Annotated in this window: 14 protein-coding genes; 5 read left to right on the plus strand and 9 right to left on the minus strand. The window is 57.6% G+C overall.

What is annotated here, in order from left to right; all coding sequences use genetic code 11:
* Positions 1-100 precede the first annotated feature (100 nt).
* The 4 genes from P4G45_RS13495 to P4G45_RS13510 all read left to right on the plus strand — a co-directional run bounded on the left by P4G45_RS13495 (position 101) and on the right by P4G45_RS13510 (position 6,286).
* On the plus strand, positions 101-1,186 hold the full coding sequence (locus P4G45_RS13495) for an MlaD family protein (RefSeq protein WP_348267001.1): 1,086 nt from the start codon (positions 101-103) through the stop codon (positions 1,184-1,186).
* 131 nt (positions 1,187-1,317) lie between these two features.
* The gene (locus P4G45_RS13500; protein ID WP_348267002.1) at positions 1,318-3,390 is read left to right on the plus strand and encodes a M13 family metallopeptidase; all 2,073 of its coding nucleotides are present in this window, start codon (positions 1,318-1,320) and stop codon (positions 3,388-3,390) included.
* Positions 3,391-3,653: 263 nt separating this feature from the next.
* Positions 3,654-4,919, plus strand: coding sequence for a beta-propeller fold lactonase family protein (locus tag P4G45_RS13505; RefSeq protein WP_348267003.1), 1,266 nt, complete (start codon positions 3,654-3,656; stop codon positions 4,917-4,919).
* Between the two features lie 107 nt (positions 4,920-5,026).
* Positions 5,027-6,286 (plus strand): beta-propeller fold lactonase family protein, encoded by a 1,260-nt coding sequence (locus tag P4G45_RS13510; protein WP_348267004.1) that lies wholly within the window; start codon positions 5,027-5,029, stop codon positions 6,284-6,286.
* Here the strand turns inward: P4G45_RS13510 and P4G45_RS13515 are convergent.
* From P4G45_RS13515 to P4G45_RS13555, 9 genes are all read right to left on the minus strand, one after another.
* On the minus strand, positions 6,276-7,076 hold the full coding sequence (locus tag P4G45_RS13515; RefSeq protein WP_348267005.1) for a hypothetical protein: 801 nt from the start codon (positions 7,074-7,076) through the stop codon (positions 6,276-6,278). The two genes, P4G45_RS13510 and P4G45_RS13515, sit on opposite strands and share 11 nt — an antisense overlap.
* Before the next feature lie 402 nt (positions 7,077-7,478).
* Positions 7,479-8,642, minus strand: a complete 1,164-nt coding sequence (locus P4G45_RS13520; RefSeq protein ID WP_348267006.1) for an acyltransferase — start codon at positions 8,640-8,642, stop codon at positions 7,479-7,481.
* 121 nt (positions 8,643-8,763) lie between these two features.
* Complete coding sequence (gene pyrH, locus P4G45_RS13525; protein ID WP_348267007.1) at positions 8,764-9,468, minus strand: UMP kinase; 705 nt, start codon at positions 9,466-9,468, stop codon at positions 8,764-8,766.
* Positions 9,469-9,523: 55 nt separating this feature from the next.
* Entirely contained in the window at positions 9,524-10,165 is a 642-nt protein-coding gene (locus tag P4G45_RS13530; RefSeq protein WP_348267008.1) for an NAD(P)-dependent oxidoreductase, read from the minus strand.
* 122 nt (positions 10,166-10,287) lie between these two features.
* Positions 10,288-10,953 carry a translation elongation factor Ts gene (tsf, locus tag P4G45_RS13535; protein WP_348267009.1) on the minus strand — a complete coding sequence of 222 codons (666 nt, stop codon included), beginning with the start codon at positions 10,951-10,953 and terminating at the stop codon, positions 10,288-10,290.
* 121 nt (positions 10,954-11,074) lie between these two features.
* On the minus strand, positions 11,075-11,992 hold the full coding sequence (rpsB, locus tag P4G45_RS13540; protein WP_348267010.1) for a 30S ribosomal protein S2: 918 nt from the start codon (positions 11,990-11,992) through the stop codon (positions 11,075-11,077).
* A gap of 301 nt (positions 11,993-12,293) precedes the next feature.
* Positions 12,294-12,689, minus strand: a complete 396-nt coding sequence (gene rpsI, locus P4G45_RS13545) for a 30S ribosomal protein S9 (RefSeq protein ID WP_158910131.1) — start codon at positions 12,687-12,689, stop codon at positions 12,294-12,296.
* 107 nt (positions 12,690-12,796) lie between these two features.
* Positions 12,797-13,249: a 50S ribosomal protein L13 gene (gene rplM, locus P4G45_RS13550; RefSeq protein WP_348267011.1), complete on the minus strand. Its 453-nt coding sequence runs from the start codon at positions 13,247-13,249 to the stop codon at positions 12,797-12,799.
* A gap of 367 nt (positions 13,250-13,616) precedes the next feature.
* Positions 13,617-15,524: a hypothetical protein gene (locus P4G45_RS13555; RefSeq protein WP_348267012.1), complete on the minus strand. Its 1,908-nt coding sequence runs from the start codon at positions 15,522-15,524 to the stop codon at positions 13,617-13,619.
* A gap of 267 nt (positions 15,525-15,791) precedes the next feature.
* Between P4G45_RS13555 and P4G45_RS13560 the strand changes: the two genes are divergently transcribed.
* Positions 15,792-16,925, plus strand: a complete 1,134-nt coding sequence (locus P4G45_RS13560; protein WP_348267013.1) for an acyltransferase — start codon at positions 15,792-15,794, stop codon at positions 16,923-16,925.
* The last annotated feature ends 7 nt before the right edge of the window (positions 16,926-16,932 follow it).

A 16,932-nucleotide genomic window follows, 5' to 3' on the forward strand; every position in this document is an offset into this window, starting at 1 on the left:
CGAAGATGTGCGGGGCGGCAGCCCGTCTGATGTATCCTCTCACTTATCGGGTGTCCTGCTGCCTGTGCTGCACCTGTTTGTAAAGATTTGAAGGAGAGTTATGCCCAGCCAGCAGGAGGTTAGATGGTCCCAACTAAAAGTGGGTGTAATTGTTCTGGTTGCGTCGGTGGTATTAGTGACGCTTCTGTTTCTTATGACAAGTGCGTCGGGCTTGGGGCTCTTTTCGCATAAGCTCACCATTACCGTTTATTTTGAGAACTCCGCTGGCCTCAAAGAAGGCGCGGCGGTGAACCTTGAAGGCGTCACCATCGGCACGGTAAAGAGCATCACGGTGGTGAACACTCCCGCCCGTAAACTCACTCCGGTGAAGGTCATCATGAAACTCGACGATAAGTATTCGTCGAATCTGAAGCAAGACTCCAAGGCTTCGCTTACAACAGTGGGCGTGCTGGGCGATACCGTAGTCGACATCAACAGCCAGTTTGCCGTGGGGCCTCCGCTCAAAGACGGCGATGAGTTGAAGACGCTGGAGACGCCGAGCATCACCGATGTCGTCAAGGCCAGCCAGGGAACAATCGAGAGCCTGAATGTGATTTTGTCGAAGATGAACACGATCGTCGACAATCTGCAATCCGGCAAGGGTTCGGTCGGCCAGTTGATCAACAATCCCGATTTGTATAACAAGGCAAATGCAACGGTGAATGAGTTGTTGACGCTGGAAACGAATCTGAACAATGGACGCGGCTCCATCGGCAAGTTGATGACAGACGACACCATGTACAACCGTCTGAACGACGCCGCCGGAAAACTTGAGAACATTGCCAACAGCCTGAACAGTGGCAAAGGTACTGCAGGAATGCTGCTGAAAGATGACTCCCTCTATAAGAATCTGAACTCGACGCTTGTCCATGCGAATTCAATCATGGCCGATGCGGATGCAGGTAAAGGCGGCCTCGGCCTGATGCTGAAGGATCCGAAGTTTCGTCAGGATTTGAGCAATACACTGACTCAGGTGAACACGCTGGTGAGTGGTGTCAATGACGGTAAGGGAACGCTCGGCAAGCTGACGACGGACGATCAGGCTTACACCAATCTGAATAAACTGCTGAACGCGAGCACCGACCTGGTAACGACGATCCGTAAGGACCCGAAGAAGTATCTGACGATTCATATGAGGATCTTTTAGGCACTATCCAGACACAAAAAAATCCAGGCTGCGGCCTGGATTTTTTTATGCGCCCGGTAAAGTTCTCGTGGACACATCGGTTTATGCTGAATTTATAAATATTGCTTCTTCGGCCATTCTTCAGGAGACCCATGACGTTCAAATCTTTCGTAACATTTATGGTGCTGAGCAGCGGTCTGTGCTTAGCCCAGTCCTATACCCCAGCCACCAAAAGCGATGCCGGTCTGGCGCCCACAACCGTGCCGAAGAAGCCGGTCAGCTTCGACCTTTCCGGGATTGATAAGACCGCCGATCCCTGCACTGACTTCTACCAGTACGCCTGCGGCAACTGGAAGAAGGAGAACCCCATTCCAGCCGATCAGACGCGCTGGGGACGGTTCAACGAACTGGCAGAGCGCAACAACTACCTGCTCTATCAGGACCTGAAGGCAGCGGCGGACGCTCCGAAGACCCCACTACAGAAGAAGTATGGCGACTACTTCGCAGCCTGCATGAATGTGGGACTAGCCAATCAGCTCGGCGCGAAGCCGATTGAGCCGGCACTCCAGACCATCGCCGCGTGGAACGATAAGAAGACCCTGGCAACCCTGCTGGGAACGATGGAAGACAAATATTCAGTTGGCTTCTTCTTCGATTTTGGCTCAGAACAGGATCAAAAAGACTCGACCCGACAGATCGGCGCGCTTGACCAGGGCGGACTCGGCCTGCCCGACCGCGACTACTACCTCAATCAGGATGAGCGCTCCAAGACACTTCGCGAACAGTACGTAGCCCATGTGACGAAGATGTTCGAGCTGCTCGGCGACACTCCCCAAAAAGCTGCCACCGAAGCGCAAAACGTAATGACGGTAGAGACGGCGCTGGCCCAGGGCTCGATGCCGCGCGTCGACCGCCGCAACCCGGCAAATATCTACCACGTCATGACCATCGCGCAGTTGCAGAGCATGACACCGGACTTCAACTGGAAGGTCTACTTGGACGCCAAGAAAGAGGGCAGCCTCAAGACCGCCAATATCGTAGCGCCTAACTTCTTCAAGGCTATGCAGGAACAGCTCGACGCCACCAGCATCGACGCGCTGAAGAGCTACATGCGCTGGCACACAGTCCACCGCTTCGCAACCAATCTCAGCGAGCCTTTCGTCGCGGAGAACTTCAACTTCTACGGTGCGACGTTGACCGGACAGAAGGAGATTACGCCGCGATGGAAGCGCTGCACCACTGCCACCGACCACGCCCTGGGCGAGGCCGTTGGGCAGGATTGGGTCGCCCGGAACTTTCCACCCGCTGCCAAGGACAACATGGAGAAGCTCGTCCATGCGCTCGAGGTTTCACTCGGACAGGACATTCAGCATCTCGACTGGATGAGCGACACCACCAAGGCCGAGGCTCAGAAGAAGCTCGAAGCCTTCCGCGACAAAATTGGCTATCCCGAGAAGTGGCGCGACTACTCGACCCTGACCGTCAAGCGGGATGATCCCGTTGGCAACTCGGAGCGCGCCAGCGCCTTTGCTGACCGCCACGACCTGAACAAGATCGGCAAGCCTGTCGACGAAAAAGAGTGGGACATGACGCCGCCGACGGTGAACGCGTACTACAACCCGTCGATGAACGACATCAACTTTCCTGCCGGCATTCTGCAGCCTCCGTTCTACGACTTCAACGCTGATCCGGCGGTCAACTTCGGCGGCATCGGGATCGTCATTGGCCATGAGATGACGCATGGCTTCGACGATCAGGGCAGCCAGTACGACGCGCAGGGCAATGTACGCAAATGGTGGACGCCCGAGGACAAGAAGAAGTTCGATGAGCGCACCGATTGCGAGGTGAAAGAGTATGACAACTTCGAAGTCGCTCCCGGACAAAAGCTGAACGGACGTCTGACTCTGGGCGAAAATACCGCCGACAACGGCGGTCTCCGCATCGCCTACGCCGCGCTGATGAGCACACTGGCACAGGAGAATAAATCGACAAGCGAAAAGATCGATGGCTACACTCCCGAGCAGCGCTACTTCATCTCGTGGGGACAGGTCTGGTGTGAGAACACCCGCGAACAGACGGCACGGATGCGCGCCAAGATCGATCCGCACTCCAGCGGTGAGTGGCGTGTCAATGGAAGCGTGCAGAACTTCGAGCAGTTCGGCAAGGCATTTGGCTGCAAGGTTGGCCAGCCGATGATGCCGGAGAAGAGCTGCCGCGTCTGGTAAATCAACCAGCATCGAAGAGGGCTCAGGCTGCGGCCTGAGCCCTTTTTGCTGCGTAAAACGGAAGAGGGACAGACACCACCGGCTGCGGCCCGAACTCTTCGGCAAGGAATGCGTTGCGGGAAGTGGCGTAAAGTCGCCGCAGCTTCTACAATTGGCGAAGGAATCGTATCCCTACAGAGTTGCTCGCGGCAGAAGGTGGTCGAAATAGATCACTGGCGAGGTTAAGGAAGCGCATGAAGTTGAGCAGGATTGGCCGGATTTCAATGGCCTTGGTAGTGTCCGTAGCGATGGGTCTGGGCATGACGGCGTGCGGTGGAGGCACCGTCGGTTTCATGTGGGTTCTTGGCACGCAGTATAACCAGATCGCCGGTTTCAAGATCGACGACTACACGGGTAATCTGACAAACATCCCGCACGAGCCGTTCACCTCCGGCGGGGCAAATCCTGTCTCGCTCGTCGTGAGTCCGGGCGGTCGTTATCTTTATGTGGTCAACGAAGGTGTTACTCCGACCTCGGGTAATACGTCGGGAACGCAGCAGTGCGGCACCAATGGTAGCGGCGTTGCTGAATTCAGCATCGGCGGCGATGGTGTCCTGACCTTCCAGCAGTGCTTTGCGAGCCAGGGCTCCATGCCGGTCTGGGCACAGATGGACAGCACTGGGGGTTTTCTGTATGTTCTCGACCAGCAGGCGCCTAACGCTGTCTGCGGTGTGAATGCTACGCCCGGTTCCTGCGTGGGCGACATCACCGTATTCTCGGTCGCCAATGACACCGGTCGCCTGACGCTCGTGCCGAACAAGCAGATCAAGAACGCGGATGGAACGCAGCTCACCTACTTCCCGGTCGGCAATACTCCGATCATGATGAAGGCCGCTGGCGGAGGCTGCCTGTTTACGGTGGACTCTGGCGACCAGACTGTCTTCCCTTACTCGATCGGAGCCGGTGGCCAGTTGACACTGCCCAGCAACACGACGATTCAAACCAATGCCGGACGTCTGACATCGATCAACGCGGGCAGCAGCGCGGATGTCTATCTGACAGATGCAGCACCCGACGCCAACAGCCCGGGCGGTTACATTCTGCCTTATACCGTCGGCAGCGGTTGCTCTCTGAACACGGTGACCGGCGGCAAAGTGGCGAATCTGGCACAGACGTCGAATCCCGTCTTCTCGATGTATGCAGCGGGCAGCAGCAGCAATTATCTCTACGTTGCCAACCAGTCGACGACGAACTCAAATGCTCCTGCGTATAGCTCGATCTCGGCATTCAGCATTGACAAGACGACTGGCAAGCTTCAGATGATTGCGAATACGCAGGGAAACAATCCGTATCCCGTCGGCTCCGGACCGGTGTGTATGGTCGAAGATCCATCGAGCCAATACGTTTACACCTCGAACAACGTAGATGGCACGGTTACGGGATTCAGCCTGGACAAGAGTACCGGTCAACTCTCAAATCTGAGGAGAGGCTCGAAGTTCACGGCGACAGGGTTGGCGACTTGCCTCGCGGTAAGCGGAAACGTTAATTAGCTGGCAGCATTCCAGCTAAAGACTCAGGACAGGGTGTCTGTACGAGCCCTGAGTTTTTTGAAACAGCAGAAGCGGGCGGAAACGATCTGCCCCGGAGCCAGGTAAGCATGAAGTTGAATAACATCGGCCGTGGAGCACTGGCCTCGATTTTGTCTCTTGCAGTTGGTCTTGGCGTAACGGCGTGCAGCCGCGACTATACGTTGGCGTACGTCTATGTAACGACCGCAGCGCCTCTTTCCGCCGGATCATCGACCGACGGTGGCGTGAGCGCCTTTGCCGTCGACTATCAATCCGGCGCACTGACACCGTTGGCCGACTCGCCGATTCCGGCAGGCAAGAAGCCGGTGACGCTGGTTGCCGGCCCTGCCAGCGCGAATGGCCAGTTTATCTATGTGGTCAATCATGACGACTCGACCGTGATGGAGTTCTCCATCGGCACGGACGGCAAGCTGTATCTGAAGAACACCTACAACACGACCGGCAGCCTGCCCACGGCAGCGGCCATCGATGCTGCGGGCACCTTCCTGTACGTGACCAATACCTACCAGAACGGGCCGAACAACACCCAGTTGTATACGCCTGCCTCTCCCGGGCCGGGCAGCGTGACGATCTTCCCCATCAACAAGGATGGCAGCCTGGGCACTCCGGCGACTCAGAACGTCGGCAACCTTCCGGTTGCGATTGTGGCCAGCAAGCTCAGCAACTACGTCTATGTGCTGGATCAGGAGAATGCCACGACCAGCCCGCTGGGCGTTATCCTTGGCTACTCTGAAAACAGTTCCAACGGTGCGCTTACGCCGACGGCCGGCGGTACTGTTGTGTTGAACGGTGTTACGGTCGGCAATGGCTATCCTGCGGGCACTACGCCGAGCGCGATTGCAGAGGATCCCTCCGCACGGTTCGTTTACGTCACTGATAAGGCCACCAACCAGCTCTATGGATACCTGACCGGGACTGGTGGCGCGCTTACCACGATGACCAACGGGCCGTTCAGCACAGGGACGTTCCCAGTCAGCGTTACGATTGACCCGCGCGGCAAATACATGTATGTGGCGAACTACAACGACAACACTGTAAGCGCCTATGCGATCGACGTTGCTACGGGAGCCCCGGTAAGCTCTACCGGTTCGGCCACGACAAACGTTGGAACAACCCCGACCTGTATCGCAATCGAACCGGCAAAGGGCCAGTATCTGTACGTCTCGAACTACCTGGACGGAACGATTACGGGCGAATCGCTTAATTCGCATAACGGCGGGTTGACCGCAGTACAGAACACTCCCTTCCCTTCTTCCGGCCTGCCAACCTGCGCAGTGGCCGTGGCGAACGGATCGTACGGTCATCCTAATCAGATCATCAACCCCTAAGACAGTGCTGTTGCTTTACAAAAAGCCCCGCGATTGCGGGGCTTTTTGTTGCCCTATGGCGATTGAACTTATCTTGTGATGGCTTGATTAGCTGCGGAAAGATCCGTACGCGAATAGAACTGTCCACCGGGGCTGAAGCCCCTTTTCCAGCAGGGCACCTGAGGCAGGGCTGAAACCGTGCCCTTAAGCGAGCCGGGCCTTTTCCAGCTGATTCATTCGCTGCGCTGGCTTGCAGGGTGGGGAGGATGGCGGTTTCGGGGTGGGCTGACGGTGTTGGAACGCATGTCCCGGAGGTGGGGGAGGGGGCACCCGGCTTTGTTTGTGGTGCTTCGGCCGGGGTGCTGGTGGGTTCGGCGGCTTCGCTGACCTCGGCGACGGGGGCGAGGACGCCGAAGCGCGGGTCGGCGATGACCTCTTCGATGGGCTGGTCTTCGTGTTGGGCATCGCCCGCTTTGGGCAGGTTGAGGCTGGCGATCTGCAGGCCGTAGAGCAGCAACCCGGCGGTTTTGGCGTGCAGGCTGCCGCTGGCGATGCGTTGCAGGACCTCGGCGATGGCGGCAAGGACGCTGCTGCGGTCTTCGAGCGGGGGAAGTTCAAAATCGAGGTGGTTGCGGCGTTCGCGGAGGAGCGTGGCGCCGCCGCGGGTGGTGTGGTGGTAGTAGCAGAAATCTTCTCCGCGCAGGGCTGGGCTGCCGCAGCGGTGCCCGTCAAGGAAGATATGGCGGCACTTGTAACGCTTTGCTGTGGCGATGGTTGTGTCGGTGGTAGTTGCGACGATCTGAGCTGACATGGTGGTATCCCCCCTGTACTTAAGTCCTAAAGTATTCAAAAGAAATGGCCTACCTGCGGACTTCGTGGTAGACCCGTTAAATGCGAAAGCCCGGCTTCGAGGCCGGGCTACTGATTTGCTGCATTGAGTTTAATTGTAGTGGATCAGGTATAACTCTTTTGCAATTTTATGTTATTGATGATGCAGGAGTTATGCGATTTAGGACTTGACAAGGTTTTCCACAGGAGGGATTTCGATCCCGAGCTTGGGGGGGCTCGTTGGGAAAAAAAGCAACGACAATTGCAAACGCAGATCCTCTGCCTTTGGCGAAGGATGACAATCTGAAATAAGGGCAGCTACCACAACCTTAAATAGGTCATAGCAAGCATAAGGGCGAAATCAAGTCCTCAAGTCCTTTGATTGTCAGGATGCGGGCTGAGGGGCTCGGGGCTTGGTCGAAAAACGGTTGAGGATGGCGCGGCGGGCTGGGTTTTCGACGAAGCGGAAGGCGGCGAGCGAGAATAGGATCACGAAGGCGTAGGAGAACCAAGGGTCGAGCGCAGAGAGATGCAGGTGCGCCGAGAGGTGGTATTTGCGGATGAGGATCAGCACGTTGAAGTGGAGCAGGTAGAGGCAATAGCTGCTCTCGCCGACGATCAGCAGAGGGCGGCACGCGAATGCGGCGGATATGGGGTTCGATCCGCTGAGGCCGATGACGAGCGCGGCGAAGAGAGGGATGAGCAGGCCGCCATGCATCATCAGGTAAGGAAGGTCCGAGACGAATCCGTAGAAGACCACGAGAAGGGCCGCGACGCTGGCGGTGGCGATGGCAAAGCGCTGTCGGTCGGTGAGAGAGAGGACATGTTGAAGTTTGCCCAGGACGACGCCGACGAGGAAAGTGCAGGTGTAGGGCAGCGGAGTGTATTTGAGGAAGCGCACCAGGTAGGTGGAGGTATAGCGCGTGACCGGACCGGCGAGGTGGTCGGGGTTGAGGTAGAGATAGAGGCTGTGGGGGACCATCCCGATGGCCCAGATGGCGAGCAGAAGGGCGATGAGGCGGCCTGCGGTTTTGGGCCAGGGGATGCGGATCAGCCAGGGGAAGGCGGCGTAGAGCATGACCTCGCAGGAGAGTGTCCAGGCAACGGTGTTCCAGAAGGTGGCGAGGTTGGGACTCCAGCCCTGGAGGAGGAAGGGGGTAAGGACAATTCCCTTCCAGAACTCGGCGTGGCTGCGGGCAGTCCACTCGTCATCGAGCATCTTCAGGGAGACGATGAGGGCGAGCAGGTAGATGGGGTAGAGACGGGCGAAGCGAGCGACCCAGAAGTTTCGCTTGTTCAGGGTGGCGGCGCGGTCGGCATAGTTGTAAGTGAGGATATAGCCGGAGATGAGGAAGAAGACGCCGACGAAGATGTAGCCGTTGTCGACGAAGGGATAGAGCAGGCCGAGGTGGGGAGGGGTGAAGTGGAAGAGCACGATGCTGAGGGCAAGCAGGGTGCGGATGCCGGTCAAGGCGGGCAGGGGTGGCTTGCGGATAGTTCTGAGTGGCGTCTGGGTGGGCGCGACAACGTCAGTGAAAGCGGTTGGCAAGGTACAGATTTCCTGTTTCGTTATTGTAGATGCTCGATTGGTGCGTTGGGCAGGGATGAGGACAGCAGAAAATGAGGCAGTTTCCGGCATTTTCAGCCGGATTATCTCTGCGAACGCTTGCTCAGGCGGTGACTAGCGAGCCCAGCTTTTCGCCGCCGACGACGCGGACGATGTTTCCCGGCTTCTTCATGCTGAACACCATCATGGGCATATTGTTGTCTTTGCAGAGAGAAACAGCGGTGGTGTCCATGACGCGGAGGTTGAGGCGGAGGATGTCGTTGTAGGTGATCTGCTCGAACTTGGTGGCTTCGGGGTTGGTTTTGGGGTCGGCGGTGTAGATGCCGTCGACGGAGGTGGCCTTGAGCAGGATGTCGGCCTTGATCTCCATGGCGCGGAGGCTGGCGGCGGTGTCGGTGGAGAAAAAGGGGTTGCCGGTGCCGGCGGCGAAGATGACGATGCGGCCCTTTTCGAGGTGGCGCATAGCGCGGCGACGGATGTAGGGCTCGGCGACCTGGTGCATCTCGATGGCGGACATGACGCGGCAGGTGAGGCCGCGCTTTTCGATGGCGTCCTGCATCGCGATGGAGTTAATGACGGTGGAGAGCATGCCCATGTGATCGGCGGCTACGCGGTCCATGTCGATGGCCTGCTGGGCTACGCCGCGGAAGAAGTTGCCTCCGCCGACGACGATGCCGATCTGGCAGCCGAGAGCGTGAACGGCTGCGATCTCTTCGGCTACTTTGTGGATGAAGATGGCGTCGATGCCGAAGCCGCTGCCCGCGGCAAGGGCTTCTCCGGAGAGCTTGAGGAGGACTCGCTTGTACATGTCAGGTTCAAGTATCGCATGGCGGAGGGGTTGGGCTTTCGGCTTGACTTTGCGATCAGTAGCCGATGGTGAAACGCTGGCGCTCGTGCTGAGGCTTTTCGAGTTCGTCCACGAGCGCGATGGCGTAGTCCTCCATGGAGATTTTACTGTTGCCCTGCGCGTCAGTGATGAGCTGGTCTTTGCCGAGGCGGAATTTGCCGGTGCGCTGGCCGGGTTCGAAGAAGGCTGCAGGACTGAAGGAGGTCCAGTTGATATCGGACTTTTTGATGAGGGCGAGGGCGTCGCTGTGGGACTTGGCGATGGCTTGCCACGCGGCGGGGAGATGGCCGCTGTCGAGCAGGGTGACGCCGGGAGCGACTTCGAGGCTGGCTGCTCCGCCGACATAGAGGAAGCGCGGGGCTTTGCCGGAGGTGCCGACTTGCTTGATTGCTTCGATGAAGTATTGAGTAACGGGAAGGATCTGGTCGGTGTTGTCCGCCGGAGGGGCGTACGCGCTGACGACGGCGTCGGCTCCCTTGATGTTAGCGGCGATGGCGGCGACGGAGTCTGCGTCTCCCTGCTTGATGGTGAGGTTGGGCTGAGGGGAGAGCTTTGCGGGGTCGCGGGTGATCGCGGTGACTTGGTGTCCGCGGCTGAGGAGTTCGGTGAGGATGCGGCTGCCAGAGTGGCCGGTGGCTCCGAAGAGGACGATGTGCATGTGGTTTCTCCCGTTAGGGATGAGATGTTGGATTTAGAGGAAAGAACCTGTTTTTTCGGGAGATTGGCACGAAAAAGCCCGGACTGGTGTCCGGGCTTTCTTTGCTGCTTTGGAGTTGAGGCTTAGGCCTGTGCTTCTTCGGTGGTGGCCTGGGCGGTGGTGGCTACGGTCCAGTTGGGATCGCCTACCTTGAAGCGGGCGAAGCGGCGGACGCTGATGTTTTCGCCGAGCTTGGCTACCTTGCCGGCGATGAGCTGCGCGATGGTCTGGGTCTGCTCCTTGATGAAGGGCTGGTCGAGCAGGCAGACCTCCTCGTAGAACTTGCTCATCTTGCCTTCGAGCATCTTCTCGACGATGTTCGCGGGCTTGCCGGACGCGGCGGCCTGGGCGCGGTAGACGTCCTTCTCGCGGGCGATGTCTTCGTCGGTGACGTCCTCGCGGCGAACATAGCGGGGATCGGTCGCGGCGATGTGCATGGCGACGTCGCGGAGCAGCTCCTGGAAATCAGTGGTGCGGGCGACGAAGTCGGACTCGCAGTTGAGTTCCACCAGAACGCCGATCTTGCCGCCAGCGTGAATGTAGGTTCCGACCGCGCCCTCATTGGTGGAGCGGGAGGCCTTCTTGGCGGCCGAAGCCATGCCGCGCTTGCGCAGGACGACGAAGGCGGCATCCATATCGCCCTTGGCTTCCTGGAGGGCCTTGAGGCAGTCGCCCATCGGGGCGCCGGACTTTTCGCGGAGTTCTTTGACGAGTTTTGCGTCGATCTTTACTGCGGTTTCCGTAGACATTCAGGTTTCCTTAAGTGCGGTTTCTGCGAAAAGGGGCGCAGGCTTCAGCCCGCGCCCCCAATCAAGGTAATAAAACGCTGTTACAAGCTGACGAATGCGCGCTCGTAACGCAAGGGGTTGCTTAGGCGCCGGTCTCGGCAGCAATGGACTCGGGCTCGTCGATGGTTGCCGCTGAGGGTGCCTTGCGGATGCCACCACCGAGGACAGCTTCGAGATCGACATTCTCGTCCTCGTCGACCGGGTCGGCGATGAGGGAAGACTGCGACTCGAGAACTTCGCCCTCTTCGCCTACGTGCTCAGGCGAAACTTCGGCCTGCTGAACGTCGGCGACTTCGGTGGCGAAGGCACGCTCGGAGACCATCTGGACGCCTTCATAGGCCGAGTCTGCGATCTTCGTGGTGAAGAGGCGGATGGCGCGGAGGGCGTCGTCGTTGCCGGGGATGACGTAATCAACAACCGTGGGGTCGCAGTTGGTGTCGACGACGGCGACGACCGGGATGCCGAGCTTGCGGGCTTCGGCGACGGCGATGGCTTCGTTGTTGGAGTCAACGACGAAGATGGCGTCGGGAAGGCGCTTCATGCTCTTGATACCGGAGAGGTTGGTCGAGAGGTGCTTGCGCTCGCGCTCGAGCTTGATGACTTCCTTCTTGGTGAGCAGCTCGTAGCGGCCGTCGGTGGACATGTCGTCCAGTTCCTGGAGGCGCTTGACCGACTTCTGCACGGTGACCCAGTTGGTGAGCAGACCGCCCAGCCAGCGGCTGTTGATGTAAGGCATGCCTGCGCGGGTGGCCTCTTCGGCGATGGCGTCCTGCGCCTGGCGCTTGGTGCCGACGAAGAGGACGAGCTTGCCGGTGGCGGTGAGGTCGGTGACGAACTTGGACGCTTCCTTGAACATCTTCAGCGTCTTCTGCAGGTCGATGATGTAAATGCCGTTGCGCTCGCCGAAGATGTATTCCTTCATCTTGGGGTTCCAGCGCTTGGTCTGATGTCCGAAGTGAACACCAGCTTCGAGCAGTTCCTTCATAGTGATACTGGCCATAGAGGCTCCTTGGTTTAGACAGCCGGACCGAATTGCTCCGGTGCCTGGATTGATCCCGCGTACGGGAGATTTGACTCCTGACCTTCCGGTGAACCGGAAGGGTGCTGCTGACGGCGATACATTTTCGCCGGTTGCTTCTTTGATCCGGACCACGAGAGCATCGAGGTCGAATCGAAAACTGTACCTCGGCGGCTAAAGCCGCGCCGCCGAGGTGAGATAGCGGCACGGCTGAAGCCGTGCCCTTAACACTTCAAGAACAAAAGCAACTGCAACTGCAAAACACTTTGCTGAAAGGCTCTTTTTATCGCTTCGAGAACTGGAAGCGAGCGCGTGCGCCCTTCTGTCCGTACTTCTTGCGCTCTTTACCACGCGAATCGCGGGTAACGAGGCCTTCTGCCTTGAGCGCCTTACGCAGCTCAGGGTTGAAGACCATGAGGGCGCGGGCGATGCCGAGCTTGACAGCGTCGGCCTGTCCCATGACGCCGCCACCCTTGACGGTGGTGATGACGTCGAAGGTCTCACCGATGTCGGCGATACCGAGCGAGCGGCGAGCTGCGGCGCGCTGCTGGGCGGTGACGAAGTAGACGTCAACATCCTTCTTGTTGACGGTGAAGTTGCCGCTGCCGGGACGCAGGAAGACGCGCGCAATCGAAGATTTGCGACGGCCGGTTCCGTAGTATTGGATCAGATCTGCCATGGTGCTCCTTGAACTTGCCTCAGGGGCGAAAGCCCCGAAATCTTTGTGTTTCGTGCGGCGCGGCTAAAAGCCGTGCCCTTTCAAAACAAAACCAACCCGTCTAAAGACTAGGCCTTGGGGGCGTTGGAGGCGTGAAACTCCATCGCTACAGGCTGCTGGGCGAGATGCGGATGCTGGCTGCCCTTGTAGACCTTGAGCTTGGTGGCCATCTGCCGGCCCATCTTGGACTTGGGAAGCATGCCCTTGATCGACTGCTCGACGATTGCCTCGGGACGGCGGGCTAGCAGCTTGACGAAGGACTCTTCACGCAGACCGCCGGGGAAGCCGGTGTAGCGGCGATAGAGCTTGGTGTTCGACTTGAGGCCCGTGAGGACGATCTTTTCGGCATTGATGACGATGACGTGATCGCCCATATCAATATATGGGGTGTACAGCGGATTGAGCTTGCCTGCGAGGATGCTTGCGGCTTGCGTGGAAAGACGGCCGAGGGTCTTGCCGCTGGCGTCGATGACAAACCACTTGCGCTTGATGTCTTTGCCGCTGGGGATGGTAGTGGACATTGCTCTATTTACTCCCTGGTTCTGCCGTCTTCAGTGTTCGGCGTGGTGCATGAAGAAAGGTGGATCGAATGTGTTTCTCACAACAGATAAAACTGGTTACAGCACGAAAGACCCGGGACGACGAGAGAGCATCCTCGAACGCAAAAGGGATCATTCCGCGTGGGACAGCGCACAAAGCCTTGAAAGATCAAGCCTGGGAAGTGGGTGCTTATAGAGCGGCCTTATTGATTGGCTACCCCAAATGAGTCCACCACGTATCTCTTTCGACCGGCTTACCTATGGAGATAGACCTACATAGACGCACGGACGCGAGACTGCGCGAGATTCAAGATTAGCCTAATGGCCGGGGATTCGTCAATGGAAATGCTTAGCTGGCTGGCGCGGCTGGGGTGGCAAGGTCGAGGACGTAGATGGAGCCGTCGTCATAGAGATGGCGGCGGGTGCGGGCCAGTTCGCTGTATTGGCGGTGGCTATCGAGGGTGATCTCGTCTTCACTGCGAATCCACTGGGTGATGCTTTTGTCTTGCATGACGGAGATGAGGTGGGACTGCTCGGCGTCGTCCTCGCTATAGGAATGAGCCAGATAGCGGATATTGTGCGAGAGAAGATAGCGGGCCAGAGCCTCTCCGTCAGAGCGGCCGGGCCAACCTGGGGGGAGGCTGGCGGCTCCGGGAAAGTCGGCGATATCGAGGTGGTGAGTGCGGTAGTCGAGCAGGAAGGTGTCGTCGACGGTGACAATGGCGGCAGCGTCGGTGGGGATGGCGCTCTCCATGGCGGCGTACTGCAAATGCAGGGCGACGGGCGCAATGGAATAGCTGGAGAAGGTGGCGTGCAGGTTTTCTGCGGTCCGGCGATATTCGTGCGTCCACGAGTTCATCCCGATATAGAAGGCGGTGGCAACGGCGAGCACGGCAGAGCAGGCTTGCAGGAGACGCCATTTTTGCGCCTGGGGAAGATGGTTGACGCGGCGGCTGAAGACTACGAAGAGAAGAAGAATTGACGGGACGATCGCGGGATAGTTGTAGCGGCGGACGGAGTCTCCGCCGGTAGCGATGCCGACGAATATCGAGGCTACCAGCGTGGCTGCGGTGAGGGCCACGATGGCGCGGGTCTGTTCGTCGTCTTCTCCCCAGAACCATTCAAGAAGAAGAATGACGAGCAGCGGGAGATTAAACGGCAGGACCTTGTGGAGAATGATCTTCGGGTTGAAGCCGGATGGCGGCGGATAGAGACCGTAGCTGCTGTAGTGGAAGCCCTTGCCGAGTAAAGGATAGAAATAAGTCCCTGAGGTGGCGTGCTGGGCGATCATCCAGGGAGCGAGGACGAGCAGGCAGCCTGCGGCTCCGATGAGGAGGGTGCGCAGGCCTGCGGCGAGACCACGGCGGCTGAGGACAAGGATGGCGATGCAGAGGACGAAGAGCACTCCGTGGGGGAGATAGGTGGATTTGGTGGAGGCGATGGCAGCGGTGGTCATGCCCAACAAGAGCGCTTGCAGGTTCGGGTGGTCCGCGAGCGAACTTCGATTGGACGCGAGGTAGACCAGACCGAAGAAGAGCGCGCTGGGAAGAAGGACGAAGGTCAGATTGAACTGAAGTTGCGGGGTGATGAGGACGAAGACGGCAAGAGCTGCCTGCTGGAGCGGAGTGAGATCGAACTCGTCGGCCAGGCCGAAGGCGACTACGGCGAGCAGGAGAAGGCCGAGGGCGCGGTCGGCCATCTGCACGTCTTCGAGGGGGAGTTCGGTGAGGACCAGGGTTTGCAGAAAGTAGTTGCCGCCGACGCTGGCCATGATGCGGCGCTCGCTGAAGGGGTCGGGGGCGTACTCGTGCAACTGAAGCATCTTTTCAGGGGCGGCGAGATAGAAGTTGTAGTCGTCCTCCTGCTGGTAGTACGCGGTATGAACGGTAGCCGCTAGACGGAGGGCGAAGACAATCGCGAAGAACAAGAGCAGCAGCTTGAGCTTCAGATGGGTGTTTGCATGTGAGTAGGATTCGCGCTTTGCTGTCGGCTTGTCGGCGAGACGAAGCAGGAGAAGTGCAAGGATTCCGATAATGCTGAACCCGACGAGCACGGGGACCGTGATGGCGTGCAGCAGGTTGAGGATTCCTCCGAGGAGAATGACCACGCTGAAGCCGGAGACGGCTGCAAGGGCGATTGCGGGGCGGCGCACACCGAAGAGTCGCAGAAGAAGGCCGCCGTAGCCGGAGATGGCGGCGAAGAGACCGACGCACCAGAGGATCGCTACAGCAAACTGAAGCAAGATAGTGGTATTCATTTGAAGGCTACCTGTCTGTTTCAGAAGCGTTGGGGACAATCGATGCGTAGAGGCAGAAGACCGCTGCGATGAGAATAAAAGGCTACTGAGTCCCTTAGTCTGCGTCAAGGATTGGCGATAATAGAGCAGGTAGAGGTGGGGCATCTATTGTGATGCACTAGAATGCAGGAAATCTTAGAAATAAATCTCCTCTAAGTGCAAGAGCCTTTGCTCACCAAAAGACGGCGGTCTGACTAAATGGACGCAAAATAGACACCTAGGACATGTATGCAACTTCGACGAATTACAACAAGTGGAAACTGGATACCAGAGATCGACGGTCTGCGCTTTATTGCAATCGTGGCGACGCTGCTTGTGCATATGTTCGGCGAAGTTTATACACGAAGCGGTCACGATTTTATCTCCCAATATCATTACGACTTTTTCAAGTTAGTTGATCGCGGAGACCGCGGCGTTTCGCTTTTCTTTGTGATTAGCGGATTCATCCTGGCGCAGCCTTTTCTTCGCCAGCATCTTGAGCATGCCAAGGCTGTGTCGATTAAGGGTTACTTCAAACGGAGGTTAACCCGGCTTGAACCTCCCTACATCCTGTCGCTCCTGCTCTACCTATTCGCAGTCAGCCTTTTCAAGCATCAATTTCTCTCTCTGTTGCCACACTTCTTCGCCCAGGTTTTTTATTTACATAATTTTATTTTCAACTACGGCTCTCTCAACTTCGTTACCTGGAGTCTTGAAGTAGAAGTCCAGTTTTATATTGTCGCTCCGCTGCTCGGATATCTCTACGCTATCTCCAGACCTGTACTTCGTCGCGGCATCATGATTTGCCTCATCGTGGCCAGCATTCTCATCCAAGTGCATGGTGGACAGTCACTGATTGCGTGGAATTTTCCGGGACAGCTTCAATTCTTCCTCGTAGGTTTCCTCATTGCGGATGTTCGAGCGACCCAGACGAAATCATGGCAAAGCCGACGGTGGGACTTAGCAAGTCTGCTGGTTTGGCCGGCCATCTTTGGACTTGAGAAGTCGAACTTCTTCGCTTTTCTTTTCCCAGTATTGATCTTTATCGCGTATCTCGCAGCATTCAACGGTCCGGTCTCGCGCGGTATTTTCCAGACGAAATGGATCGCGCTGACCGGCGGCATGTGCTACTCGTTCTATCTCATGCATATGCTGGTAATTGACTGCGTCTTCAAGTTCACGAAGAAAATTATTATTCCATCGAGTCTCATGCTCAGTTTTTCAAGTCAAGTTTTCCTGCTTGGCATCTGCATCTATATTTTTTGCACGTTCTACTTCGTTCTAATTGAGAGACCATGTATGGATCCAAAGTGGCCTGGCAAGCTTATGGCCAGGATTCGCAACCGCCGTCACTCACCAAGCGACATGATTGCAGGAGATTGAAGTGCCT

The sequence above is a fragment of the Edaphobacter paludis genome (genome assembly GCF_039993895.1).
Taxonomy (GTDB): domain Bacteria; phylum Acidobacteriota; class Terriglobia; order Terriglobales; family Acidobacteriaceae; genus Edaphobacter; species Edaphobacter paludis.

Coding starts and splice junctions, on each gene's coding strand:
- P4G45_RS13500 (WP_348267002.1), top strand. CDS start 1,318: ATGACGTTCAAATCTTTCGTAACATTTATGGTGCTGAGCAGCGGTCTG.
- P4G45_RS13505 (WP_348267003.1), top strand. CDS start 3,654: ATGGCCTTGGTAGTGTCCGTAGCGATGGGTCTGGGCATGACGGCGTGC.
- P4G45_RS13530 (WP_348267008.1), bottom strand. CDS start 10,165: ATGCACATCGTCCTCTTCGGAGCCACCGGCCACTCTGGCAGCCGCATC.
- rpsB (WP_348267010.1), bottom strand. CDS start 11,992: ATGGCCAGTATCACTATGAAGGAACTGCTCGAAGCTGGTGTTCACTTC.
- rplM (WP_348267011.1), bottom strand. CDS start 13,249: ATGTCCACTACCATCCCCAGCGGCAAAGACATCAAGCGCAAGTGGTTT.
- P4G45_RS13560 (WP_348267013.1), top strand. CDS start 15,792: ATGCAACTTCGACGAATTACAACAAGTGGAAACTGGATACCAGAGATC.
- P4G45_RS13555 (WP_348267012.1), bottom strand. CDS start 15,524: ATGAATACCACTATCTTGCTTCAGTTTGCTGTAGCGATCCTCTGGTGC.
- P4G45_RS13495 (WP_348267001.1), top strand. CDS start 101: ATGCCCAGCCAGCAGGAGGTTAGATGGTCCCAACTAAAAGTGGGTGTA.
- tsf (WP_348267009.1), bottom strand. CDS start 10,953: ATGTCTACGGAAACCGCAGTAAAGATCGACGCAAAACTCGTCAAAGAA.
- pyrH (WP_348267007.1), bottom strand. CDS start 9,468: ATGTACAAGCGAGTCCTCCTCAAGCTCTCCGGAGAAGCCCTTGCCGCG.
- P4G45_RS13515 (WP_348267005.1), bottom strand. CDS start 7,076: ATGTCAGCTCAGATCGTCGCAACTACCACCGACACAACCATCGCCACA.
- P4G45_RS13510 (WP_348267004.1), top strand. CDS start 5,027: ATGAAGTTGAATAACATCGGCCGTGGAGCACTGGCCTCGATTTTGTCT.
- rpsI (WP_158910131.1), bottom strand. CDS start 12,689: ATGGCAGATCTGATCCAATACTACGGAACCGGCCGTCGCAAATCTTCG.